The following is a 23,670-nucleotide window of genomic DNA, read 5'->3' as shown; positions in this document are numbered from 1 at the left end:
AATGTGTTGCGCGACAAACAGCAGAAGAACTGAGGGGCTTGTCGACTAAAACTGCCTATGCACCAGCACGACGACATAGAGTGGGCTGAAAGCCGCAGCGGAAAGGCCGACCACGATCTCGTGGCGCTGGGAATTGCGACGGCAGCCATCATCCTGTTTGTGGGCACCGGCGGCACGGTGATGCCGCAAATCGTAAACTCGTGGATGACGCATTCCTATTCGTCCGACATTCTGCTGTCGAACGCGGTCCTGCTCAATATCGCGCTGCTGATCTTCGGCTGGCGGCGATACACCGACCTGCATCAGGAAGTGCACGAACGGCGGGTTGCCGAACAACGTGCTCAGGCGCTGGCCGAACGCGATCCGCTGACGGGATGCCTGAACCGGCGTGCAGGTCTGCCCGCCATCGATCGGATGCTGACGCGCGCTACCGAGAGCGAAAACGAGGTTGCCGTGATGGTGCTTGACCTCGACAACTTCAAGCAGATCAACGACCTCAACGGCCATAAACTTGGCGACCGGGTCCTTCAGGCCGTGGCCGAGCTGCTCACTTCGATCCTGCCTGCCGGCAGCATCGCCATCCGGATGGGCGGCGACGAATTCGCCTGTGCCATCTCCTATGCCCACCATGCTCGTGCTCGCATCGAGAATATCGCCGATCGGCTGATCGAACACATTCGCATGCCGATCGCGCACGAGGGTTTCGAGGTGGAAATCAGCACATCTCTCGGCATTGCCACGACCGATGAAGAGGATCTCGAAGACGCGGAAATGACCGCCGAGGTTCTTATTCACCGTGCCGATATTGCAATGTATCAGGCGAAGAAGCGCGGGCGGAACGGATACTTCTGGTTCGAACCCGCGATGGAGACCGAGCTGCGTTTCCGCAATGAACTGGAAGGGGCGATCCGCCGTGGTATCGCGCTCGATGAGTTCGTCCCCTACTATGAACAGCAGATCGATCTTCGGACCGGCGAACTGGTCGGGTTCGAAATGCTGGCGCGCTGGAACTCGCCGGAATATGGCCTCGTCAATCCCGATGTCTTCATCCCCGTGGCGGAAGAAAACGAACTGATCTCCGAGCTTTCCGAGTCGCTGATCCGCAAGGCATTGAACGACGCCAAGGATTGGGATCCACGCCTGACGCTGTCGGTCAACATCTCGCCGGTTCAGATGCGCAATCCGTTGTTTGCGCAGCAGTTGCTGCACCTGTTGGTGGAGACCGGCTTTCCACCCTCAAGGTTCGAAATCGAAATCACCGAAACCTCGTTGCACGAGAACCTTGCGTCCGTTCGCACGATTACGACCAGCCTTAAGAACCAGGGCATCAAGATCAGCCTCGACGACTTCGGGACCGGGTATGCAAGCCTCGCGCAGCTGCGCAACCTGCCGTTCGACCGACTGAAGATCGACCGCAGCTTCGTCGCCGAGCTGACCAATGACGAGAAGGGCGCTGAACTGGTGGAAGCCATAGTCTCGTTGGGCCAAGGATTGAACCTGCCGATCACAGCCGAAGGGATCGAAACCGCCGAGGCGCTCGAAGCGCTCAAGTCCCTGGGCCAGTTCAAGGGTCAGGGCTATCTCTATGGTCGCCCTGAAGACGCTTCGACGACGAAAGAGCGTCTGGCGAGGACGGGCCTTTCGAAAAGCGTGGCAGGCACCGAAACCACGGGCCAAGCAGTCGCGCCACGGGCCGCCGACGAAACGGCACCGATCCCTCCGACTATCAAGGGCCGCCTCGTCGGCTGAGCACTTTGGCGGCGGCACAGCCATTGCCACCGGGCGGCGCGCGCCCTACTTGCCGGGGCATGCGCGTAGAGTTCACCAAGATGCATGGGCTGGGCAACGACTTCGTCGTCATCGACGACCGTGCAGACAACCTGCCCGACTTCGCAACCGAGCGCGTGCGGCAGCTGGCCGATCGCCATTTCGGGATCGGCTGCGACCAGTTCATCCTCCTGAAGCCCAGCGCCAATGCCACCTGCCGCATGGTGATCCACAATGCCGATGGCGGCGAGGTCGAGGCCTGCGGCAATGCCAGCCGCGCGGTCGGCCTGTTGCTCGGCGAACCAGCGACGCTGGAAACGCTCGGCGGCACGATCGCCACCCGCCCCGATAGCGCCGACATCAGCGTCGACATGGGCGAGCCGCGCTTCGGTTGGGAGCAGATCCCGCTCGCCTATGCGATGGATACGCTCGCCATGCCGCTCGGCTGGGACGCGCTGGAGCAGCCCGTTGCGGTCAACGTCGGCAACCCGCATGCGATTTTCTTCGTGCCCGACTGTGACGTAGTGCCGCTCGAAGAGCTTGGCCCGCAGATCGAACACGATGCGGTGTTCCCCGAGCGGGTGAACGTCAACGTCGCCACCGTGACCGACCGCGAGACGATCCGCCTGCGCGTGTGGGAGCGCGGCGTCGGCCTCACCCGCGCCTGCGGCACGGGCGCGTGTGCCACGGCCGTCGCGGCCATGCGGCGCGGGCTGACCGAGCGCGAGGTGACGGTGATCCTGCCCGGCGGTCCGCTGCGGATCGGCTGGGGCGCGGACAACCGCATCACCATGACCGGCCCCGCCACGGTCAGCTTTCGCGGCAGCTTCGCCTGGGACGACTTCGCTTGAACCCAACGCCTGAAGTCATCTCCCTGGGTTGCCGCCTGAATATCGCCGAAAGCGAGCGCATCCGCGCGCTGGTGGCGGGCGAAGGCAATCTGGTGGTGGTCAATTCCTGCGCCGTCACCTCCGAGGCCGTGCGCCAGACCCGGCAGGCGATCCGCCGCGCGCGCCGCGCCAATCCCGATGCCCGCCTGCTCGTCACCGGCTGCGCCGCCGATATCGAGCGCCAGCAGCTCGCCGCCATGCCCGAGGTCGATGGCCTGATCGCCAATGCCGACAAGCTCGACGCGCGCGTGTGGAACGTGCCCGAGCCCGAGCGTACCCCACCCCCGCTGCACACCCGCGCCTTCATCGGGGTGCAGAACGGCTGCGATCACGCTTGCACTTTCTGCGTCATCCCGCAGGGGCGCGGCGCGAGTCGCTCGCTGAGCGTGGCCGAGGTGCTGCAAGAGGTGGAGGAGCACTTCGATCAAGGCGCACCCGAGGTCGTGCTTACCGGGGTCGACCTCACCAGCTGGGGGCATGACCTCCCCGGCTCGCCCGCGCTCGGCACGCTGGTGCGCGCGCTGCTCGACGCTTTCCCGCAGCTTCAAAGGCTGCGCCTGTCCTCCCTCGACGGGATCGAGATCGACGCCGAACTGTTCGACCTCATCGCCAGCGAGCGCCGCGTGATGCCGCATGTCCACCTCTCGTTGCAGCACGGCGCGGACCTCATTCTCAAGCGCATGAAGCGCCGCCACAGCCGGGCGCAGGCGCTTGATCTGGTGGCCCGCCTCAAGGCTGCGCGGCCCGAGATCGCCGTCGGGGCCGACATCATCGTCGGCTTTCCCACCGAAACCGAGGCGCACCACGCCGACAACCTATCGATCATCGCCGAGCTGCCGGTCGTGCACGGCCACATCTTTCCCTATTCACCCCGCCCTGGCACGCCTGCCGCGCGGATGCCGCAGATCGACAAGCCCGTGATCCGCCAGCGTGCGGCCGAGCTGCGCGAGGCTGTCGCGAGCGCCCGCCAACAGTGGCTGGAGAGCCTTGTGGGCCAAGAGCTATCCGTGCTTACCGAAAGCGACGGCACCGGCTATGCTGGCAACTTCGCACGGGTGCAGCTATCCCCGGGCACCGTGCCCGGCACAATCGTCGCCGTAACTCCCACCCAAGTGACAGAAGGCCTGCTGGTTTGACCGATAGCGCTCCGTCCTGGTCGCAGAAGCTGTTCGGCGGCTTCCGCAAGACCTCCGAACGCCTTGCCGACAATCTCACCGGGGTGGTCGGCTCGGCCACGCTCGACGGTGCCACGCTCGACGATGTCGAGGATGCGCTGATCCTGTCGGACCTCGGCCCTTCCGCCGCCGCGCGCATCCGCGCCAAGCTGGCCGAAAAACGCTTCGGCCTCACCATCACCGAGCAGGAGCTGAAGGAAGCCGTGGCCGAGGAAATCGCCGCGATCCTGCGCCCCGTCGCCAAGCCGCTGGAGGTGACCGCCTTCCCGCGCCCGCAGGTGATCCTCGTGATCGGGGTCAACGGATCGGGCAAGACTACCACCATCGCCAAGCTCGCACACTGGTTCCAGGAGGACGATTATGGCGTGCTGCTGGCCGCGGGCGACACTTTTCGCGCCGCCGCCATCGGCCAACTGAAAGTCTGGGCCGAGCGCATCGGCGCGCCGATCATCACCGGCCCCGAAGGCGGCGACCCGGCCTCGATCGTGTTCGACGCGGTGAAACAGGCGACCGACACCGGGATCGACGCGCTGGTGGTCGACACCGCCGGACGGCTCCAGAACAAGCGCGAGCTGATGGACGAACTGGCCAAGATCCGCCGCGTGCTCGGCCGCCTCAACCCCGAGGCGCCGCACGACGTGGTACTGGTGCTCGATGCCACCAACGGGCAGAATGCGCTGTCGCAGATCGAGATCTTCAAGGAGGTGGCAGGCGTCACCGGCCTGATCATGACCAAGCTCGACGGCACCGCGCGTGGCGGCGTGCTGGTGGCGGCGGCGGAGCAATATGGCCTGCCGATCCACGCAATCGGGGTGGGCGAGAAACTCGACGACCTGCGCCCGTTCGACCCCGATCTTGTCGCCCGCGTGATTGCCGGGGTGGCTTGAGGCTGATTAAAGAACACACATCCGTTCGCCTTGAGCCTGTCGAAGGGCTGCTTTTCTTTCAGCGCTTCAGGCGGAAGTAAGGGCAATCCTTCGACAAGCTCAGGATGAGCGGACCACAGATTGTTGGGATAACATGACCACCGAAGCCACCAAGACAAAACCCGCCAGCGGCTGGCTTAACGTCGCGGTCGACTACGGCCCGCTGCTGGTGTTCTTCCTCGCCTACAAGTGGTTCTCACCCGAAGGTGAGGATGCGGCGGGCGAAATCCTGGCGGTGGTCAAGGGCACCGGCGCCTTCATCGTTGCCTCGCTGGTGGCGCTGGCGGTGAGCAAGCTGCGGCTGGGCAAGATCAGCCCGATGCTGTGGCTGTCCACAGTGCTGATCGTCGGCTTCGGCGCATTGACGATCTACTTCCAGGACGAGCGCTTCATCGAGTGGAAGCCGACCGTGATCTACCTCGGCTTCGGCGTGATGCTGCTGGGCGGCTGGCTCAAGGGTAAGGCGCTGCTCAAGGTGCTGCTCGAAACCGCTTTCGAGGGACTGAGCGACGAAGGCTGGCTCAAGCTCAGCCGCAACTGGGGGATTTTCTTCCTGTTCCTCGCTGCGCTGAACACGGTGCTGATCTACACGATCAGCTTCGAAGCCTGGCTGGCGGCGAAGCTGTGGCTGTTCATGCCACTGTCGTTCTTGTTCACCTTCACCCAGATACCAATGCTGCTGAAACACGGGCTATCTCTGGGGGATGAAGAGGAAGTCGTGCAGAACCCGCCGCACGACTGATCGTACGACTACGTTCGTCCTGAGGAGGGCACGAAGCCGCAGGCTGAGTAGGACAGGGATGCGCGTGTGGTTCGAGACGGGGTTCGGCCTTCGACCTCATCCCTCCTCACCACGAACGGGACTTGATCTTAAATCTCGACCTGACTGCCCAGTTCCACCACGCGGTTCGTCGGCAAGCCGAAGAACTCCATCGCGGTGGTCGAGTTGCGCATCATCCAGGCGAACAGCTTCTCGCGCCAGATCATCATTCCCGGCTTGTCGGCAGAAAGCAGCGTCTGCCGCGAGAGGAAGAAACTCGTCTTCATCATGTCGAACGGACCGCCGCAAATCCGATGGTTGTCGAGCACCTGCGGAATATTGGTTTCTTCCATGAAGCCATAGTGCAGCGTGACGCGATAGAACCCGTCGCCCAGCTCCATTACATCGACCCGCGCATCGGGATCGACATAGGGCGTATCGGCAATTCGCACGGTCAACACCACCACCCGATCATGCAGCACCTTGTTGTGCTTGATGTTGTGCAGCAGCGCCGAGGGCGTCCCCGCTGTGGCCGAATCAAGAAAGATGGCCGTGCCCTCAACCCGCGCCGTGCTCGACCGGGCGGACTTGGCGAAGATATCGAGCGGGAGCGAGAACTCGCTCATCCGCTCACGCATCAGCTTGCGCCCCTTCGACCAGGTGGTGAGCAAGGTAAAAGCAATGCCGCCGATCATCAGCGGGAACCAGCCGCCATCGGCAAACTTGGTGAGGTTGGCGGCGAAATAGGCCCCGTCGACGATCAGGAACAGCACCACCACCGGCGCTGCCATCCACCACTTCCATTTCCACACGCTGACGAACAGAACCGCCATCAGGAACGTGTCGATCGTCATCGCGCCGGTCACGGCGATGCCATAGGCGCTCGCGAGGTTGGACGACTTCTGGAAGAACAACACCAGCAGGATCACCGCGCACATCAGTGCCCAGTTGATGACCGGGATATAGATCTGGCCGTGATGCTCGTCGCTGGTGTGGCGGATCGACAGACGCGGCACGAAGCCGAGCTGGATCGCCTGATGGGTGATCGAGAATGCGCCAGAAATCACCGCCTGGCTGGCAATGAAGGTGGCGCAGGTGGCCAGGATCACCAGCGGCAGGCGATAGGCCTCGGGCGCAAGGTAGAAGAACGGGTTGAGGATCGCCTCTTCCGCCGCCGCATCGCCAAGCCCGATGATCATCGCGCCCTGCCCGAAGTAGTTCATCAGGAGGCAGGGCATCACGAAACCGAACCACGACAGCCGCATCGGCCCGCGACCGAAGTGCCCCATATCGGAATAGAGCGCCTCGGCCCCCGTGACCGCCAGCACTACCGAGCCGAGCGCAAGGAAGGCGAACCACTTGTCAGTGAGGAAGAACTGGTAGGCGTACCAGGGGTTGAGCGCCCACAGGATCTGCGGGCTCTGGACGATGTACCAGATGCCCAGCCCCGCCAGCACAAGGAAATAGATCCCCATAACCGGCGCGAACATTGCGCCCACCTTGGCCGTGCCGCGCTTCTGCAGCACGAACAGCGCGATCAGCAGCACCAGCGCAATGGGAATGACAAGCGAATCAAGCCGGCTATCGACCACGGTCAGACCTTCGACCGCCGAAAGCACCGAGATGGCAGGCGTAATCATCGAGTCGCCGTAAAACAGCGCGGTCGCCGCCACGCCGAGGATCACCACCAGCCAGCTGTGCTTCGACTTGCCGACGTGGCGCGACAGCAGTGCCACCAGCGCGAGCGAGCCGCCCTCGCCCTTGTTGTCAGCCCGCATCAGGATGGTGACATATTGCAGCGACACCACGATCGTCATCGACCAGAAGATCAGGCTCAGCACACCGAAGATGTGCATGTCGTCGATGGGCAGATGGTGCGCGCCGCGGAAAGTTTCGCGGAACGCGTAGAGCGGCGACGTACCAATATCGCCGAACACGATGCCCACTGCACCGACGGCGAGTTTCAGCTTGGCACTGGTGCGGTCGGGCCCGGCTACGCTCATCGAGGATTTCGACTCATGTCGCTTGTGTGCAATTGCGAAGCGCGCCGCTTAGCAGCGTGGCAAACCCGGCGCAATCGCGGGCAGACCATGTGTCTATGGCCCAGACGGATCGGGCGCTACTGCCGTCGGAGGGGGTGCGCCCTCCTCCATCTGCGAAACGGCGGCAAGCATCGCGTCGAGCCGTTCGAGCTGCTGGGCAACGATTGCGCGACCTGGCGCATCCTCTCCGGCTGCCGCCAGCGAGTCGCCCCACACCTGCCGCGCCTCAAGCATGCGCCCCTGCCGGATAAGCGCCACACCGAGAAAGTAGTTCGGCGCGAGGTGCTTCGGCTTCAGCTCTGCCGCCTGTCGATAAGCATAGAGCGCGGGCACGGTAAGAATGCCGTCGGCGTGTTCGACCAGCGCACTGCCCTCGGCGATCCAGGCTTCGAAATCCTCCGGGTTGTCGCGCGTGACCGAGGCCAGCAGTTGCGCTGCTGGTTGATAACGCCCCTCACGCACGAGCGCATCGGCGGTAACGATGAAGTCGGCGCGCGAACGCTCATTGCTGGCCAGCAGCTCGCGGCGTACCTCGACCACGTCAAACAGCGGCGCTGCACGGTTCACGCCCTGTGCCTTGGGCGCGCTCGGCAAGCCGGGGCTCGCTTGCAGGGAATAACCCGCCAACCCGACCGCAAGCGCCGCGAGCAAGCTCGACCACAGAGCCTTTTCCAGCTTGAACAAAAACACGGTCGCCGCAAAGGCGAGCGCGGCCAGCGCAATGACGATCAGCCAGCTCATTTGCGCGCCTTTATCCGCCGCGTGATGGCAAAGCCCGCCACCAGCACCACGAGCAGCGGAATCGCAAACAGCGGCCATGTCGAGCTGCTGAGATGAGGTTTATAGCTGACATAGTCGCCATAGCGCGACACGAGCCAGGCGCGGACCTCCTCCGGGTCTTCACCCGCAGCGATACGGGTGCGAACCTGATGGCGCATGTCGCCCGCCATCGGTGCATCGCTGTCGGCAATCGACTGGCTCTGGCACTTGAGGCAGCGCAGCGTGATCATCAGGTCCTGCGCCTTGGCCTCCAGCGCCGGATCGTCGAGCTGCTGATAGGCATAGGGCGCCGGCGGCAGGCTATCCTGCCCCAGCACCGGCACGGCCAGCGGAAGCGCGAGGATCAGCGCGAGAAGAGCAACCAGCCGCCTCATGCTCCGGCCTTGCGCAATTCTTCGAGGATCATGCTGACCTGCTCGGGACGGATATCGCCAATATGCTGATAGGTAATGCGCCCCTGTCCATCGATGACGAAGGTCTCCGGAACGCCCGAGGAACCGAGCGAGAGCTGCACTTCGGAAATGTCGTCGCGCCCGATGCGGGCGAAGGGATTGCCATAGGTGGCGAGGAAGCGATCGACATCCTCCTCACGGTCGCGGATCGCCACGCCGACGATGGTCGCACCAGCACGTTCCAGCTCTGCGAGCTGCGGCGCCTCGGCCGCGCAGGGCACACACCAGCTGGCGAAGATGTTGAGCAGCTTGGGCTTGCCGTCCGCGAGATCGGCGCTCGAAAGCGCCGGGCGGCTGGCAGTGGCAGCGGGCAGATCGAAGGCGGGGATATCCTGCCCTATCATTGCGCTCTTTATGAACTCGTCCTTGGGCTGGCTCAGCTGATAGGCGAACAGACCGAACAGGAACGCGGCAATGCCGACCAGCACCCACAGGCCGATGCGGACTTTTCTCATGCGCTTGCCTCCTGCTCTTCACGGCGTTCGGCGATCTTGCCTGCTGCGGAACGGCGGCGCAAATCGCCTGCCACACGCCCGACCAGCGCCAGCGCGCCGCCCAGTGCGATCAGCAGCCCGCCATACCAGATCCAGGTCACAAACGGCTTCCACCACAGGCGCAGCTGCCAGCGCCCGTCCTGCGCCTGATTGCCAACTGCGACATAGAGCTGGCCGTTCCAGCGCGTGATCAGCGCCACTTCGCTGGTCTCCTGCGGCGGGGTCCAGAAATGACGAGACTGCGGACGCGCATCGCGCCACTTGCCGCCTTGGTAAGCGACCTTCATCTCGGCTTCCATGGCGACCCAGTTCGGGCCAGCGGCAGGCTTTACCGCATCAAGCCGCGCCTGCCACGGGCCGACCTCGACCACGTCGCCGATGTTGGCAGCGACCAATCGCTCGGTCTGGAACGCGCTGTCGGCAGACATGCCGAACAGCGCCACGGCGAGCCCGAAATGTCCGATGCACATGCCCCAGACCGCGATCGGCAGCCGCCGCAGCGAACGACCGCGCAACGGCACGAAGCTCGATACCGCCACCGCGACCGAGAGCGCCAGACCAAGCAGCGCAAGCAGCGAAATGTCGCTCAGCAGTGCAACGGCAATCAAAACCGCCAGACCCAGCGCGGCGGCAATCAGAACCGGCCATTTCACACGGGCGAACGAATCCTTCCGCCACCGCAGCAGCGGGCCAATCACCAGCACCGCCAGCATCGGGTAAAAGAAAATAGCGCCCACCGGATCGAAATAGGGCGGCCCTACCGAGACCTTCACATCGAACGCCTCGGTCAAGAGCGGGTAGAGCGTACCCAGCAGCACGATGCCGAGGATCGCCGAGAGCATCACGTTGTTGACCACCAAAGCACCCTCGCGACTCATCGGCGAGAAGCGCTCACCTTCCGAGACGGTGCTGGCCCGGGTGGCGAAGACGGCCAAAGCGCCGCCAATGTTGATCGCCAACAGCGCAAGGATGAAGCTGCCGCGCTCCGGATCGACCGCGAAGGCATGGACGCTGGTGAGAATGCCCGAGCGCACAAGGAAGGTGCCGACCATGCTCATCGAGAAGGCCACCACGCCGAGCATGATCGTCCATGTCCGCAAGGCGTCGCGTGCGGCGAGCACCGAGGCCGAATGCAGCAAGGCCGTCGCCGCCAGCCATGGCATCAGCGAGGCGTTCTCCACCGGGTCCCAGAACCACCAGCCGCCCCAGCCCAGCTCGTAATAGGCCCAGTAAGAGCCAGCGGTGATACCGATAGTGAGGAAAATCCACGCCCCCAGCACCCAGGGGCGCATCACGCGGGCGAAGTCGGGGGTCACATTGCGGGTCAACAGTGCGCCCACGGCGAAGCTGAAGGCCACCGACAGTCCGACATAGCCGACGTAGAGTGTGGTCGGATGGTAGGCGGCGGCCACGTCCTGCAACAAGGGGTTGAGACCATTGCCCTCGGGTAGCGCGGGGTTGAGCCGCTCGAAAGGGTTCGAGGAGATCAGCAGAAAGGCATAGAACCCTAGCCCGACGAAGGCCTGCGCGCCGAGCGTTGCCAGCATGGTCCGCTCAGGCAGGCGCCGCTCGATCAGCGCGATCGCCCCGCCCGCCATCGCCATGATCGTCACCCACATGAGCATCGAGCCCTCGTGGTTGCTCCAGGCGCCGGCGATCTTGAACACCATCGGCTTCATCGAATGCGAATTGTTCGCCACCAAAAGCACCGACAGATCGGTGACGACAAAGCTGTAAAGGAGGCACAGGAAGGAAAACCCGCACAAGGCGGCCTGCAACACCGCCGCCGGACGGACCAGCGCAGCAAGCGCATGCCCCTTCTCGGCCGTACCGAGCAGGCCACCCAGCAATTGCAAAGCAGCAAGCGCCGCAGCAAGCCACAGCGCGGCAAGGCCTATCTCGGGGATCATTCGAGCGTCGCTTCCACCTGTTGGCGGACCTGCGCCTGGCTCATCCCTTCAAGTTCCTTGGGCACATAGTTCTCATCATGCTTGGCGAGCAGATCCTCTGCCACAAACACGCCGTCAGCGCCCATCCTGCCCTCGGCGACCACGCCAGATCCTTCGACGAACAGCGCCGGAACGATGCCGGTGAAGCTGACCGGCACCTTGGCCGTGCCGTCTTCCACGATGAAGCGGATGGTGGTCCCGTCGGGCTGCTCCTCGATCGAGCCCATTTCGACCATTCCGCCTAGCCGCACGCCCTGATCGGGAGCGGGAGCCTCGGCGACGATTTCGCTCGGCAGATAGAAATAGCTCGCCTGATTGCGCAGCGCCCATGCCGCAAGCAGCCCCGCGCCGATCAGCGCCACCAGCGCGAGCGACAGCAACACCAGCCGCTGATGCTTCGGCTTGAGGCCCTTGGTCGCACTGTCGGTCATTTCCTGCGGCTCTCCTCGCGGCGCTTTTCAGCCGCACGCATGGTGGCGAAACTCCAACCTGCCAGCGCCAGCGTGCCAATAAGGCAGATCGCATATGCCGCGTAGACGAAGTCCATCATGTCGAGCGTTTCACGCATCAGGCGTCTCCTGCCGTGGCTTGGGCCAGCTCAGCCTTCTGCGCCTTGCGCCGTAGCCGCGCTTCGGCCTGCGCATCGGCCAGGATCGCGCGCATCCGGGCGAACACCACGCCGCCGAACAGCAACGAGAAGCCAAGCACGCAGGCGAGTAGCGGATAGAGGTAGACCGGGTCGATGGCCGAATTGCCCATTGTGATCGAAGGCGGCTGGTGCAGCGAGTTCCACCAGACAACCGAGCGGTTGATGATCGGCACGTTGATCGCGCCGACCAGCCCGAAAATCGCTGCGATCCGGCTCGACGAGCCTTCACGGGCCAGCGCATTGGTGAGCGCGATGTAGCCAAGATAGAGGAACAATAGCACCAGCATCGAGGTCAGCCGTCCGTCCCACACCCACCATGTGCCCCAGGTCGGGCGGCCCCAGATCGAGCCGCTCGCAAGGCACAGGAAGGCAAACACCGCACCCGGCACCGCCACCGCCCGCGCCGAGATCGCGGCCAGCGGGTGACGCCACACGAGCTCCACCAGACTGGCAATCGCAATCGCCGTCCACCCGCCCATGCCGAGCCAGGCGGCCGGAAGATGGACGAACAGAATTTTGACCGAATCGCCCATCAGCCGGTCGGGCGGAGCCGAAGTCCACCCCCACGCCAGCGCCGCCGCAGTCACAACCAGACCGCCCACCAGCAAGGGCATGGTGAACCAGCGTGCGATTTTCAGAAACCGGGCGGGGTTGGCGTAGCCGTGCATCTCTCGGACAAAGTCAACTTCTTGGCCGCATCAAGCGGTTCGTCCCTTTGGCATTAGTGCGCAGGCAGAGCAAGGGTAACCGGGGCTATTCCCCGCGCCCGATGGCCTCGCGCGCCATGCGGTCGGCCACTTCATGCGCACCCGTACCTGAACGCTCGCTTTCCTCCCAGATCGCGGTGAGCTTGCGGGCAATCCCACCAATACGCTCCATCACGGTGCTGGCCGAACAGGTCTCGCCAGCGCGACGGGCAAGGTATTCGAGGCCGACATTGATGATGCCGCCTGCGTTGATCACATAGTCGGGCGCATAGAGAATGCCCCGTTCGCGCAACATCTCGCCATGCTCGGCACGGGCGAGCTGGTTGTTCGCCCCGCCTGCCACAATCGCGCAGTCGAGCTGCGGGATGCTCGCATCGTCGAGAATCGCGCCCAGCGCATTGGGGCTGAACACGTCGCACGCGACCTGCATGATCTGTTCGGTAGGCACGCAGTTGCCGCCCAGTTCAACGGCCAGTGCCTCGGCTTTGGTGCGGTCGATATCGGCAAGCGTAACCCGCGCGCCCTCGCCCGCCAACAGTCGCGCAACCCCGCCGCCGACCGAGCCGCAGCCCTGCACCGCAACATGCACGCCGTCCATGTCCGCGCGGCCGAGCCGGTGCGCGACCGCCGCCTTGATGCCGAAAAAGATGCCCTGCGCCGTGTAGGGACCGGGATCTCCCCCCGCCTGCCCCTCGGCGACGGGCAAGCCGCACACGTGCTCGGTCCGCTGATGGATCGCCTCCATGTCGGCCTCGCTCGCGCCGACATCCTCGGCGGTGACATAGGCCCCGCCAAGCGCTTCGATGGCATCGCCAAAGGCGGCGAGCATTTCCGGCGTCTTGGTCCGCTGTTCGTCGAGCAGCACCACGGCCTTCCCGCCGCCCAGCGGCAGGCCTGCCAGTGCGTTCTTGTAGCTCATCCCGCGCGAGAGGCGCAGCGCATCGCGGACCGCCGCCAGCGGCTGCGGATAGTGCCAGAAGCGCGTACCGCCCGCTCCGGGGCCAAGGTGAGTCGAATGCAGTGCAACAATCGCGGTCAGGCCCGAAGCGCGGTCGTGGATGACCTCGACGCGTTCGTGCTCGTCGAAATCGGGCATGGTCCAGATGGCGGCAGAGCCGGGCACAGTCATGTCGGGAATCCCCAGTGCAAAAGCCTGCAATGCTGGGAAAAATGGGGCGATCGAGGGGTCTCGAACCCCCGACCTCCGGTACCACAAACCGGCGCTCTAACCAACTGAGCTACGATCGCCACATGCCAGCCAGGCATTGATCAATGCACGGGCTGTTACGGTCCTGTGCCAGCCGGTCAAGCGGCTTTCGGCACGGGCGAGCGCCTCTTGCACACACTCCCCGTTTTGCAAAGCGAAAATTGCGCGAAAGGTGCGACTATTGTTCATGCTTGAACCCTGCCCCGCGCACACTATCACCCACAGCCATGATACAACCCGGCGCCACCAGCCCCGAAATCCTGCTCGAAGCCGCCGGAACAATGCGCGTTCCCAACCCACGGCTGGCCCTGTTTCAGGTGCCCGGGTTTCTTCCGCCAGGCCTGTGTCAGGAGCTGATCGCCCTGATCGAGCGCGGCCGCCGCCCCTCCACCATCGCCGACCCCAACGGCGACAATTACTTCCGCACCAGCGAAACTTGCGACCTCCCGGCCGACGAACCCGCCGTGGTCGACCTCGAACAGCGGTTGCACGCGCTCAATCGGATCGACCCAGCCCATGGTGAGCCGGCACAAGGGCAGCGCTATGATGTGGGGCAGGAGTTCAAACCGCACACCGACTATTTCGAGCCCGATGGGCCGGACTTTCACAAGTTCTGCACTTTGGCTGGCAACCGCACATGGACCTTCATGATCTACCTGAACCACGTCGAGGCCGGGGGCGCGACGCGGTTCAAGGTGATCGACAAGACCTTCAAACCCGAGACGGGCCGTCTGCTGTGCTGGAACAACCGGCGCGAGGATGGACGACCGAACCCCGTCACGTTGCACCACGGGATGAAGGTGCGCAAAGGCCTCAAATACGTGATCACCAAATGGTATCGCGAGAAGCCATGGGGATGGAGCCAATGAGCGGAGCCGTGTTCATCTATCGCTGGCGCGTTGCCGCCGAGCACGAAGCCGCCTTTCTCGACCGCTGGCGCAAGGCTACGCGCGACCTCGGCACACGCGGCGGACTGGGCTCGCTGATCGGCAAGAATAAGGATGGCGAGCTTGTGGCCATTGCCCTGTGGCCCGATGCCGAGACGCGGGACGCCGCATTTGTCGGCGACGGCGATGCCGAACCCTGGCCACCCAACGAACGGCTCGCGATGGAGCAGATCGATCCGTTGTCCGACATGTGGAATCTCGACGCCTGGAGAGAGCTCAACCAATGACTATGGTCCGAAATGCTCGCTGCCATTGCGGCGAAGTCCGCTTCACCGTGGAGTTTCCCGACGACACACTGCGCGGCTCGCGCTGCAACTGCACGATCTGCGCAATGAAGGGCGCGGTGATGGTCTACGTGCCGCGCGAAGCCGTCACCGTCACGCAAGGCGAGCACTCGCTCGCCTGCTACAGCTTCAACACAGGCGCGGCGAAGCACCACTTCTGTAAGACCTGCGGCATCCACTGCTTCCACCGGCCGCGCTCGGACCCGGATCTTTATGCGGTCAACGCCGCCACGCTCGAAGGCGTGCGACCCTACGAGGACTTTCCTGAGGTATCGGTCAACAACGGCCAGCAGCACCAGCTCGATAACGAGGGTGTGCGGCTACTGGCCGGCACACTGCGGTTCACGCCATCGCCCGATGGCAAATGGCCTCATGAAGGCTGGTGAAGTTGGCCTGGTAGTCGGCAATAAAAAAGGGCGGCCCCGCAAGGCCGCCCTTTTCGAATAAACGCCAGTGCTGGCGCGGCTCGCTTACTTCTTCTTGAGCGAGAGGCCGCCGAAACGCTGGTTGAACTTGGCCACGCGGCCACCGTCCTGAATACGCTGCGGACCGCCGGTCCAGGCCGGGTGGCTGGTCGGGTCGATCTCGAGGTTCATGGTGTCGCCTTCCTTGCCCCAGGTCGACTTGGTCTGGAACTCGGTGCCATCAGTCATCTTGACCGTGATGGTGTGGTAATCGGGATGAATATCGGCCTTCATGGCATTGGTCCTTCGTAGCCTCGAAGCGGTTCCGACCGCCTCAGCTGTAAATGGGAAGGCGCGCGGGTAGCTGTTACGCGCCCTAAAAGCAAGGTGTTTGTCCGAAGACCTGGATCGGCTCGCAGGGCCGCAAGGGCGACCGCCCGCCCGCACCGGCCCCGTAGTGAATAGCCGGGAGGAGGTCGGCCCGGATGGGCCGACGCAAAACAAATTAGGCGTCCGCTATCATCGCGGTGAACTGCACCTCACAGGTGGTCTTGCCCTCGACGCTCGCCTTACCGGCAAACTTGCACACCTTGCTGCGTTGCTGGACGAAGCTCGCCTCCAGCTCAAGCAGGCAACCCGGCGTCACCGGGGCACGGAATTTCGCGCCTTCGATGGCCATGAAGAACACCAGCTTGCCGCTGCCCGCCAGCTCCAGCGTCTCCACAGCGAGGATGCCGGCGGCTTGCGCCAACGCCTCGATCTGAAGCACGCCGGGCATGATCGGCGCGCCGGGGAAGTGGCCCTGGAAAAAACCTTCGTTGAAGGTCACGCCCTTCACCGCCCGGATGGACTCGCCCTTGTTGAGCTCGACCACCCTGTCGACCAGCAGCATCGGATAGCGATGCGGCAGGGCGCTGAGGATCTTCGGGATGTCGTAGATGTCGCTCATGCGCCCTGCCCCGTCGATGCCTGTTTTAGCGGCCCGAAGTGGCCGGCTGACCCTGAGCAGCTTGCGCCTGTGCGGCGGCTTCCTGCTGCTGACGCATCTCGCGCGGCACCCAGCCTTCGGGCGGCGTGACCTGCACGCTCGGCAGCATGGTGTTGAGCTGGTTCAGCACGGCCTCGTTGAGGTTGTGCGAGTTGTCGGCCCACAAAACCGTGTCCGGGCTCACCACCAGGGTCACGCCAGCAGCCTGCGCGGCGGCCTGGACGGCAGCGCCAAGGCGCTCCTCGATCTGCTCGGTGACATAGGCCTCCGAACGCGAGATCGGCGCGAGGATCTGGTTGAGTTCGGCCTGCCCGCTCTGCTGCAACTGCTGGATCTGCTGCGCCTGCTGCTGCAAGGCAGCCTGATCGGGGTTCGCCGCCTGACGAGCGGTCTGGAACGCGGTCATCAGCGGGTTGATCTGGGCCTGCAAGGCGGCGCGGCGCTGTTCGGCCTGCTGCAACTGCGCGGCATAGGTCGTCTGCTGAGCGGTCTGCGCCGCCTGATAGGCCGTCGAGTTGGCAATCACCGCCGGCAAATTGACGATGGCGATCTTCTGCGCAGTTTGCGCCATGGCCGGAGCCGTGGCGAGAGGAGCGGTCAGAGAGGCGAGAGCGAGTCCTGCGGCAAGCGCGGTCTTGGTGAGGAGTTTCATCAGAATTGGGTCCCTACGTTGAACGAGAGTGTCTTGGTCTGGTCGCCCCGTTCCTTAGACAGGGCGTAGGCTAGATCGATCCTGAACGGACCGAAGGGCGAGTTCCAGTTTACGCCAATACCGGCGGTGATACGCGGCTTCCAGGTGTTGCCGACAAATTCCTCGGCGAAGAATCGACCGATAGGTTGAAATGCCTGCTCGTTGGTCGCGCCGGTCGGCGAGGTGGGGCTGGTGACGAATTCGTACTGCTGGTTGCCGTCACCGTCGAGCACAGGCGCGCCGCTGCCATCGACCTTGAGCTGGCTGTAGAGCAAGTCACCCGCAGCATTGCGCTGGGCGACCAGGATCGGATCATCGGGCGTGTTCTGGTTGAGTGCCGGGGTATCGACACCGAACACCGAACCGACATCGACGAAGATCGAGGGCCGCAAGCCAAGTTCACGCGCGCCGGAACCGAGCGGAATCTCGATTTCGGCACGAGCCAGATAGTAGGCCTTGCCGCCCAGGGCGTCGTCTTGGTTGTTGTCGTTTTCGAGATCGTTGAGGATGTAGTTACCGTCCTCATCCTGCGTGTAGAAACGGCGCACCACGCGCGGCCCGACACCTCGGATGTCAAAGCCGCGGATTTGCGATTCGCCGAGGAAGAAGCGGTCGGTCAGCAGCACGTCGCTCTGCCCCGGATCGCGGCTACCCCAACCCATGATGTAGCCACCCTCGAGGCGGAGCGAACCGATGAAGCCGCTGCCCAAAGGAACGAACTGCGCCGCTTCGGCCCGCGCCCGGAGATAGCGCGTGTTGCCGCCAAGCCCAGCCAGGTCGAGCCCAACCGTGGCCGAACGCCCGCGTGTGGGACGCAGTCGCGAATCGAGCGAGTTGTAGCTCAGCGAGAGCCCCAGGATCGACTGCGTCCGGCTGCCCAGCGCCTCGCACAGATAGCGACCGGAGCGCACCGGCTCGCAGGTGGCCACCCCGTCACCGTCGAAGTCGGCGAAGTAGGTCCGTTCGTCGACCGTAATATCCTGGAAATTGAGCGTATAGCTGGCCAGCGCGCTCAGGTATTCCGAAAGCGGAATGCCGGTCCTCAGCCGCGCGCCGGTGGTCGACTGTTCGTACGTTGCAGTCTGACTCGAATAGTAGCGGTTGTTGTAGTCTTGCCGGTAGATCTCGAAGCCGGCGGCGATATCACGGTCGAACACATGCGGCTCGGTAAAGCTGATGTTGCCCGACTTCTGATAGCGCGAATAGTTCACCCCCAGCCCGATCGACTGGCCGCGACCGCGGAAGTTGTTCTGCCGGATCGAACCGGAGAAAATGAAGCTTTCGAGGCTGGAGAAGCCCGCCGACAGCGACAGTTCGCCGGTCGGCCTTTCCTGGACGTTGGCAACGAGGCGAATGCGGTCGGCGGTCGAGCCCTCGACCTGCTCGATCTCGAAGTTCTCCTGGAAGTATCCCAGCGAGTTGATACGCGCGTTCGAGCGGCTCACCTGAAGCGAGCTGAACGCATCGCCCTCCGCGATGCGAAATTCGCGGCGGATCACCTTGTCCTGCGTCAACGTGTTGCCGTTGATCTCGATCGCCTCGATGTAGGTCCGGTCGGAATCGGCCACGGTGAAGGTGACGTCCATCGTCAGCGTTTCACGGTTGAGCCGGATGTCGGGCCGCACATTGGCGAAGGCATAGCCGAAGGCACCGGCGGTCTCGGTCAGGCCTTCGACGGTATTGTCGACCAGCTCTGCATTGTACCAGTCGCCGCTCTGCATGGTCAGCGAAGAGGTCAGCGCCTCGGAGCTGAAGTCGCGCAGCTGGCTGACCACCTCGACGTCGCCGAACTTGTAGCGTTCGCCCTCTTCGACCACGTAGGTGATGATGAAGTCGCGCTTGTCGGGCGTAAGCTCGGCCACCGCCGAAACGACGCGAAAATCAGGATAGCCTTCGGTCAGGTAGAACTGACGCAGCTTCTGCTGGTCGAAGGCGAGGCGATCGGGGTCGTAGCTGGTGTTCGAGCTGAAAATCTTGAGGAAGCCCGCCTCCTTGGTGACCATTTCCCCGCGCAGCTTGCCATCGGAAAACACCTCGTTGCCGATGATGTTGATCTGGCGGACCTTCGACTTCGGCCCCTCGGTGATCTCGAAGATCACGTCGACGCGGTTCTGGTCGAGCATCACCATCTGCGGCTCGACACTCGCAGCAAAGCGGCCTTGACGCTTGTACAGCTCGATAATGCGGGCAACGTCAGCGCGGACCTTCGAGCGGGTGAATATCTGGCGCGGCGAGAGGTTAATCTCGGGATAGATCTTGTCGTCCTTGAGGCGCTTGTTGCCCTCCAGCACGATGCGGTTGATCACCGGGTTTTCCTGCACCGTGATGACCACGTTGCCGCTATTGTTGGCGATCTGATAGTCGGAGAACAGCTCGGTCGCCGCGAGATCGAGCAGCGCCTGGTCAGCCGCGGCCGCAGTGTAGACCTGGCCTACACGCAGCTGAACGTAGCTGACGATGGTTGCCGGTTCGAGCCGCTGCGCGCCCGAGACAGCGATGGACCGAATGACATCGCCCTGCGGCTCACTCGGCGTGGCCTCTTCGGCGGCGCTATCGGCCTCGGTCTCCTGCGCCAGCGCGGTGCAAGGCAGGCCTGCCAGCATCGTGCAGCCCAGCAGGGTTGCAGCAAAGAATTTGGCACAAGGCGTCGCTGTCTTCGAACCCATTATCCGTCCACTCATCTCGGCACCGCAAGCCTCCCGGAACCAACCTTGCCCTTGCCATATCCAAACTGGCGAGTTGGGAAAGGTGGGATATGGCGCGAGAAGCGCCCTTGCCCGATGCGCCAAGCGCAATCAAGCAATCCGTCCGTATTGGGAAGCGAGTACCCGTCCTTATCCCCGCCTAGCTACCGAAGATCGGCAACTTGGCAATGTCCAGTATCGTGACGAACAGCATCAGCGCGAGCACGAATGCCATGCCGGTGCGGAACGCCCATTCCTGACTGCGCGGGCTGGCCGGCTTGCGACGGATCGCCTCTGCCGCATAAAAAGCCAGATGCCCGCCGTCGAGCGTGGGGATTGGCAGCAGGTTAATGAATGCCAAGTTAATCGAGATAAAGGCGATCAATTCCACGAAGGGTAGCGGGCCGAGGCTCAGCCGCTCGCCGGAAATCTTGGCGATCGTGATGGGGCCGCCAAGCTCCTCCACCGACCGTTCGCCGACGATGATCTGCTTGATCCCGGTGACCATCATGCCCATCAGATCGACGCTACGCTCGGCCCCGAAGGCAAGCGCGCCAAATGGCCCCTCACGCACGAATTCCTGCTCGAACGAACCGATCCCGATCCGCCCGATCCGCGAGGCGTTGCCGAAGCGATCCTTCAGTTCGATCTCGGCGATGGTCAGTTCTGTGGTACGCTCGGTCCCGTCGCGGTCATAGGTCAGGTCGACGGTGCGGCCCGGATAGGGCAGGATCAGTTCCTGTAGCTGCTGGAAGTTCTCGACCTCGTCACCATCGACGGCGACAATCCGGTCTTCCAGCTCCAGCCCTGCCGCCTCGGCGGGGGAACCTTGGGTGATCGCCTGCACCACGGGCGGGGTGCTCGGCACGCCGAAGCTCATCGCGAATCCGGCGAAGATCAGCACGGCAATCAGCAGGTTGGTAAGCGGCCCGGCCAGCACGATCAGCGCACGCTGATAGAGCCTGGCATGCTGGAACGCGCCCCGCTCTGCAGGCGCATTGGGATCGGGCGCAGAGGCAGGGTTCATGTCGCCTACGAACTGGACATAGCCGCCCATCGGGATCGCCGAGATTCTCCAACGGGTGCCCCGGCTGTCGGTGCGCCCCCAGAGCTCCTTGCCGAAGCCGACCGAAAAGACCTTTGCTCCGACACCAAACCAGCGGCCCACCAGATAGTGCCCCAGTTCGTGCAGGGTGACGAGAGGGCCGAGCATCAGCAGGAAGCCAGCCAGCATCATCCACAGGGGAACCGATTCGAAACTATCAGGCAACTTGCAACATCTCCTTGGCGCATGCCCTCGCCTCGGCATCGACGCATAGCACGTCTTCGAGACCGGCAGGCGCATCAGGCCCGAATTTTTCGAGCACTCTGCCAACCAATGCAGCAATTTGGGTGAATTTTATCTGACCGTCCAGAAAAGCGGCCACCGCAATCTCGTTGGAGGCATTGAGCACCGCCGGTGCGCCGCCGCCCGCCTGCGCCGCCTCGCGTGCCAGACGCGTGGCCGGAAAGCGCTCCTCATCGGGGGCAAAGAAGGTCAATTCGCCAATGGCGGCAAGGTCGAGCGGCTTGCACGGCGTGTCCATCCGCGCGGGGTAAGCAAGGCACGAGGCGATGGGCACGCGCATGTCAGACGGGCCGAGCTGCGCGAGGGTGGAGCCGTCGCGGTATTCGACCATCGAATGGATAATGCTCTGCGGGTGGACGACGATCCTTAGCCGGTCGAGCCCGACCGGGAACAAGTGCCAGGCTTCGATGAATTCGAGCCCCTTGTTCATCATCGTGGCGCTGTCGACGCTGATCTTCGCGCCCATGTCCCAGTTAGGGTGCGCAACGGCCTGTGCGGGGGTCGCGGCTTCCAGCTCGGCCAGTGACTTGGTGCGGAACGGCCCACCGCTTGCGGTGAGCGTGATCCAGCGCACGTCCTTGATCGCATTGCCTTCCAGGCACTGGAAGATCGCGTTGTGCTCGCTATCCATGGGCAGCAGCGTGGTGCCGTGGCGGCGCACCGCCGCCATCATTACGTCGCCTGCGGAAACCAGCGCCTCCTTGTTGGCGAGCGCCACCGTGCGGCCCTGCTCGATAGCGCGCATCACCGGGCCGAGCCCCGCGCAGCCGACAATCGCGGCAACGGTAACATCCACCGGGCGCGCTGCCGCATCGCACAGCGCCTCGCGGCCTCCAGTGGCTTCGATCTGCGTCCCTGCGAGGTGTTGGCGCAGTTCGGCCAGGCATCCTTCATCCGAAACAACAGCGACTTGTGCCTCGAACTCGATAGCGAGTTTCGCCAGCTTTTCCGCGGAACAATTGGCCGTAAGCGCAACGACCTGCCAATGGTCGCGGTTACGACGGATCAGGTCGAGCGTGGAATCGCCGATGGAGCCGGTCGCACCAAGGATGGAAATGGTGCGGGTCATGAGAGCCCAAAAATTTGCGGCGAAGTGATGAGCAGATAGAGGCCGACGAGAATCGACACCGCCACCAGTCCGTCGATGCGATCAAGCACGCCGCCGTGGCCGGGAATGAGGTTCGAAGAGTCCTTCATACCTGCCTTCCGCTTGAGCCAGCTTTCCAGAAAGTCGCCGCTCTGCGCGACGATGGCAATGAGCAGTCCAACACCGATAAGCGCCGCGTATTGTTCGGCATGGGGCTGCCAATACTGGCTGCAGCTCGTGGCAAAGCCACCGTGCATCGGAGCATAGCCCGGCTCGCGCCATTCGCACAGCCAGCGCGGAATCTGCGAATTGAGCACAATCGCCAGCGCCGCGCCAATCGCCCCTCCGCCCAGTCCCGCCCAGGTCTTCGATGGACTGATCCGCGGTGCAATTTTTGGCCCACCGATTGAGCGGCCGAAGAAATAGGCGAATACGTCAACCGCGATCACCGTGCTGATGATGAGCACCAGCCACGAGAGGCTTTGCGCGCTGACGCCTGCCAGCACGAAGGCGGCGAGGCCGAGGTAGATGGCCCCGAATGCTGTCCAGGCGAGCCGCGCCCCACCGGTGAAGCCCGCATTTGCGATGCGCGAAAACTCCCAGAAGCCGGCTGCACCCACAGCGACAATGAATGCGGTCAGCACCCAGCCGCCAAGCCAGATCGCTAAGCCCGCTCCAGCCAGCATGACCACCGCGCTTGCCGCGCGCACGCCGAGATCGGACGCACCCTTCGCCTTACGGTCAGCGCCCTCCATAGCGGCGCTCCCTCGTGGCAAATTCCTCGCAAGCCGCGCGCAGCTCGGCCTCGCCGAAATCGGGCCACAGGACATCGGTGAAGATCATTTCCGCATAGGCCGACTGCCACAGCAGGAAGTTCGACAGCCGCACTTCGCCGCTGGTGCGAATGAGCAGGTCCAACGGCGGCAGGTCGGCAGTATAGAGATGCTTCTCGATGGCCGAGGCCGTCACCTCGCCCTCTTCCGCCGCCAGCGCCGCCGCACGTACGATCTCCTGCTGCGCGCCATAGTTCAGCGCCACCGCCAGCGTGCGTGTGCCGCCTGCCGTGCGTTCCAGCGCATCATCAAGTCGCGCGACAATATCCGGCTCGAAAGCCTTGTAATCGCCAATAATTCTTAATCGCAAACCCTTGGCAATGAACTCTGCGATATTCGCTTCGATGAAGCGGCGCATCAGGTTCATGAGGTCGGAGATTTCCTCCGCTTCGCGCTTCCAGTTCTCGCTGCTGAAGGCATAAAGTGTCAGGCACTCGATCCCGAGCACTTCGCAGGCCTCGACCACGCGCTTGACCGCATCGCCGCCCGCCTTGTGCCCCATGGCACGCGGCAGCCGGCGCCTCTTCGCCCAGCGGCCGTTGCCGTCCATGATAATGGCGACATGGCGGGGATAGGACGGTGCGGACATGGAAACCTTTCTGGCGC

The 23,670-nt window shown here is 63.7% G+C and carries 25 protein-coding genes and 1 tRNA gene; 8 read left to right on the top strand and 18 right to left on the bottom strand.

Annotation, left to right across the window (positions count from 1 at the left end; translation table 11 throughout):
- Positions 1–57 precede the first annotated feature (57 nt).
- The 5 genes from ABDJ38_RS03485 to ABDJ38_RS03465 all read left to right on the top strand — a co-directional run bounded on the left by ABDJ38_RS03485 (position 58) and on the right by ABDJ38_RS03465 (position 5,500).
- Positions 58–1,749, top strand: coding sequence for a putative bifunctional diguanylate cyclase/phosphodiesterase (locus ABDJ38_RS03485; RefSeq protein ID WP_346783672.1), 1,692 nt, complete (start codon positions 58–60; stop codon positions 1,747–1,749).
- Between the two features lie 59 nt (positions 1,750–1,808).
- Positions 1,809–2,618, top strand: coding sequence for a diaminopimelate epimerase (gene dapF / locus ABDJ38_RS03480; RefSeq protein WP_346783671.1), 810 nt, complete (start codon positions 1,809–1,811; stop codon positions 2,616–2,618).
- Positions 2,615–3,793 (top strand): tRNA (N(6)-L-threonylcarbamoyladenosine(37)-C(2))-methylthiotransferase MtaB, encoded by a 1,179-nt coding sequence (gene mtaB, locus ABDJ38_RS03475; protein WP_346783670.1) that lies wholly within the window; start codon positions 2,615–2,617, stop codon positions 3,791–3,793. Before dapF ends, mtaB begins: the two co-directional genes overlap by 4 nt.
- The gene (gene ftsY, locus ABDJ38_RS03470; RefSeq protein ID WP_346783669.1) at positions 3,790–4,719 is read left to right on the top strand and encodes a signal recognition particle-docking protein FtsY; all 930 of its coding nucleotides are present in this window, start codon (positions 3,790–3,792) and stop codon (positions 4,717–4,719) included. The genes mtaB and ftsY overlap by 4 nt, the downstream gene beginning before the upstream one ends.
- Positions 4,720–4,852: 133 nt before the next feature.
- Positions 4,853–5,500 (top strand): inner membrane-spanning protein YciB, encoded by a 648-nt coding sequence (locus ABDJ38_RS03465; RefSeq protein WP_346783668.1) that lies wholly within the window; start codon positions 4,853–4,855, stop codon positions 5,498–5,500.
- Positions 5,501–5,628: 128 nt separating this feature from the next.
- Here the strand turns inward: ABDJ38_RS03465 and ABDJ38_RS03460 are convergent, their stop codons facing one another.
- From ABDJ38_RS03460 to ABDJ38_RS03415, 10 genes are all read right to left on the bottom strand, one after another.
- Positions 5,629–7,521 carry a potassium transporter Kup gene (locus ABDJ38_RS03460; RefSeq protein ID WP_346783667.1) on the bottom strand — a complete coding sequence of 631 codons (1,893 nt, stop codon included), beginning with the start codon at positions 7,519–7,521 and terminating at the stop codon, positions 5,629–5,631.
- Between the two features lie 93 nt (positions 7,522–7,614).
- Positions 7,615–8,301 (bottom strand): tetratricopeptide repeat protein, encoded by a 687-nt coding sequence (locus tag ABDJ38_RS03455; RefSeq protein WP_346783666.1) that lies wholly within the window; start codon positions 8,299–8,301, stop codon positions 7,615–7,617.
- Complete coding sequence (locus tag ABDJ38_RS03450) at positions 8,298–8,714, bottom strand: cytochrome c-type biogenesis protein (RefSeq protein WP_346783665.1); 417 nt, start codon at positions 8,712–8,714, stop codon at positions 8,298–8,300. The genes ABDJ38_RS03455 and ABDJ38_RS03450 overlap by 4 nt, the downstream gene beginning before the upstream one ends.
- The gene (locus tag ABDJ38_RS03445; protein ID WP_346783664.1) at positions 8,711–9,247 is read right to left on the bottom strand and encodes a DsbE family thiol:disulfide interchange protein; all 537 of its coding nucleotides are present in this window, start codon (positions 9,245–9,247) and stop codon (positions 8,711–8,713) included. Before ABDJ38_RS03445 ends, ABDJ38_RS03450 begins: the two co-directional genes overlap by 4 nt.
- Positions 9,244–11,196, bottom strand: coding sequence for a heme lyase CcmF/NrfE family subunit (locus ABDJ38_RS03440; protein ID WP_346783663.1), 1,953 nt, complete (start codon positions 11,194–11,196; stop codon positions 9,244–9,246). Before ABDJ38_RS03440 ends, ABDJ38_RS03445 begins: the two co-directional genes overlap by 4 nt.
- Entirely contained in the window at positions 11,193–11,666 is a 474-nt protein-coding gene (gene ccmE, locus ABDJ38_RS03435) for a cytochrome c maturation protein CcmE (protein WP_346783662.1), read from the bottom strand. The genes ABDJ38_RS03440 and ccmE overlap by 4 nt, the downstream gene beginning before the upstream one ends.
- Positions 11,663–11,803 (bottom strand): hypothetical protein, encoded by a 141-nt coding sequence (locus ABDJ38_RS03430; protein WP_346783661.1) that lies wholly within the window; start codon positions 11,801–11,803, stop codon positions 11,663–11,665. Before ABDJ38_RS03430 ends, ccmE begins: the two co-directional genes overlap by 4 nt.
- Positions 11,803–12,552 (bottom strand): heme ABC transporter permease CcmC, encoded by a 750-nt coding sequence (gene ccmC, locus ABDJ38_RS03425; RefSeq protein ID WP_346783660.1) that lies wholly within the window; start codon positions 12,550–12,552, stop codon positions 11,803–11,805. The genes ABDJ38_RS03430 and ccmC overlap by 1 nt, the downstream gene beginning before the upstream one ends.
- Positions 12,553–12,637: 85 nt before the next feature.
- Positions 12,638–13,720: a Glu/Leu/Phe/Val family dehydrogenase gene (locus tag ABDJ38_RS03420; protein WP_346783659.1), complete on the bottom strand. Its 1,083-nt coding sequence runs from the start codon at positions 13,718–13,720 to the stop codon at positions 12,638–12,640.
- Between the two features lie 42 nt (positions 13,721–13,762).
- Positions 13,763–13,839, bottom strand: a tRNA-His gene (locus ABDJ38_RS03415).
- Positions 13,840–14,025: 186 nt separating this feature from the next.
- On the opposite strand from ABDJ38_RS03415, the gene ABDJ38_RS03410 reads away from it, so the two are divergent.
- The 3 genes from ABDJ38_RS03410 to ABDJ38_RS03400 are packed head-to-tail and all read left to right on the top strand — an operon-like array spanning position 14,026 to position 15,415.
- Positions 14,026–14,667 (top strand): prolyl hydroxylase family protein, encoded by a 642-nt coding sequence (locus tag ABDJ38_RS03410; protein ID WP_346783658.1) that lies wholly within the window; start codon positions 14,026–14,028, stop codon positions 14,665–14,667.
- Positions 14,664–14,972 (top strand): hypothetical protein, encoded by a 309-nt coding sequence (locus tag ABDJ38_RS03405; RefSeq protein WP_346783657.1) that lies wholly within the window; start codon positions 14,664–14,666, stop codon positions 14,970–14,972. Before ABDJ38_RS03410 ends, ABDJ38_RS03405 begins: the two co-directional genes overlap by 4 nt.
- Positions 14,969–15,415, top strand: a complete 447-nt coding sequence (locus tag ABDJ38_RS03400; RefSeq protein ID WP_346783656.1) for a GFA family protein — start codon at positions 14,969–14,971, stop codon at positions 15,413–15,415. The genes ABDJ38_RS03405 and ABDJ38_RS03400 overlap by 4 nt, the downstream gene beginning before the upstream one ends.
- Before the next feature lie 84 nt (positions 15,416–15,499).
- Here the strand turns inward: ABDJ38_RS03400 and rpmE are convergent, their stop codons facing one another.
- The 8 genes from rpmE to uppS form a co-directional block, all read right to left on the bottom strand.
- The gene (gene rpmE / locus ABDJ38_RS03395; RefSeq protein ID WP_119591361.1) at positions 15,500–15,727 is read right to left on the bottom strand and encodes a 50S ribosomal protein L31; all 228 of its coding nucleotides are present in this window, start codon (positions 15,725–15,727) and stop codon (positions 15,500–15,502) included.
- Between the two features lie 211 nt (positions 15,728–15,938).
- Positions 15,939–16,382 carry a 3-hydroxyacyl-ACP dehydratase FabZ gene (gene fabZ, locus ABDJ38_RS03390; RefSeq protein WP_346783655.1) on the bottom strand — a complete coding sequence of 148 codons (444 nt, stop codon included), beginning with the start codon at positions 16,380–16,382 and terminating at the stop codon, positions 15,939–15,941.
- Positions 16,383–16,407: 25 nt separating this feature from the next.
- Positions 16,408–17,073 (bottom strand): OmpH family outer membrane protein, encoded by a 666-nt coding sequence (locus ABDJ38_RS03385; protein WP_346783654.1) that lies wholly within the window; start codon positions 17,071–17,073, stop codon positions 16,408–16,410.
- A complete protein-coding gene (bamA, locus tag ABDJ38_RS03380; RefSeq protein ID WP_346783653.1) occupies positions 17,073–19,778 on the bottom strand; it encodes an outer membrane protein assembly factor BamA in 2,706 nt (901 codons plus the stop codon). The genes ABDJ38_RS03385 and bamA overlap by 1 nt, the downstream gene beginning before the upstream one ends.
- Before the next feature lie 178 nt (positions 19,779–19,956).
- On the bottom strand, positions 19,957–21,033 hold the full coding sequence (gene rseP / locus ABDJ38_RS03375; RefSeq protein ID WP_429771085.1) for an RIP metalloprotease RseP: 1,077 nt from the start codon (positions 21,031–21,033) through the stop codon (positions 19,957–19,959).
- Between the two features lie 25 nt (positions 21,034–21,058).
- Positions 21,059–22,213 (bottom strand): 1-deoxy-D-xylulose-5-phosphate reductoisomerase, encoded by a 1,155-nt coding sequence (locus ABDJ38_RS03370; RefSeq protein ID WP_346783651.1) that lies wholly within the window; start codon positions 22,211–22,213, stop codon positions 21,059–21,061.
- On the bottom strand, positions 22,210–22,986 hold the full coding sequence (locus ABDJ38_RS03365; protein WP_346783650.1) for a phosphatidate cytidylyltransferase: 777 nt from the start codon (positions 22,984–22,986) through the stop codon (positions 22,210–22,212). The genes ABDJ38_RS03370 and ABDJ38_RS03365 overlap by 4 nt, the downstream gene beginning before the upstream one ends.
- Positions 22,973–23,653, bottom strand: coding sequence for a polyprenyl diphosphate synthase (uppS, locus tag ABDJ38_RS03360; protein ID WP_346783649.1), 681 nt, complete (start codon positions 23,651–23,653; stop codon positions 22,973–22,975). Before uppS ends, ABDJ38_RS03365 begins: the two co-directional genes overlap by 14 nt.
- Positions 23,654–23,670: the final 17 nt, after the last annotated feature.

It is taken from the genome of Aurantiacibacter flavus (assembly GCF_039710615.1).
Lineage (GTDB): Bacteria > Pseudomonadota > Alphaproteobacteria > Sphingomonadales > Sphingomonadaceae > Alteraurantiacibacter > Alteraurantiacibacter flavus.
The sequence above is the reverse complement of the archived record's forward strand: the minus strand, read 5'-3'. Positions and strand labels throughout refer to the sequence as shown.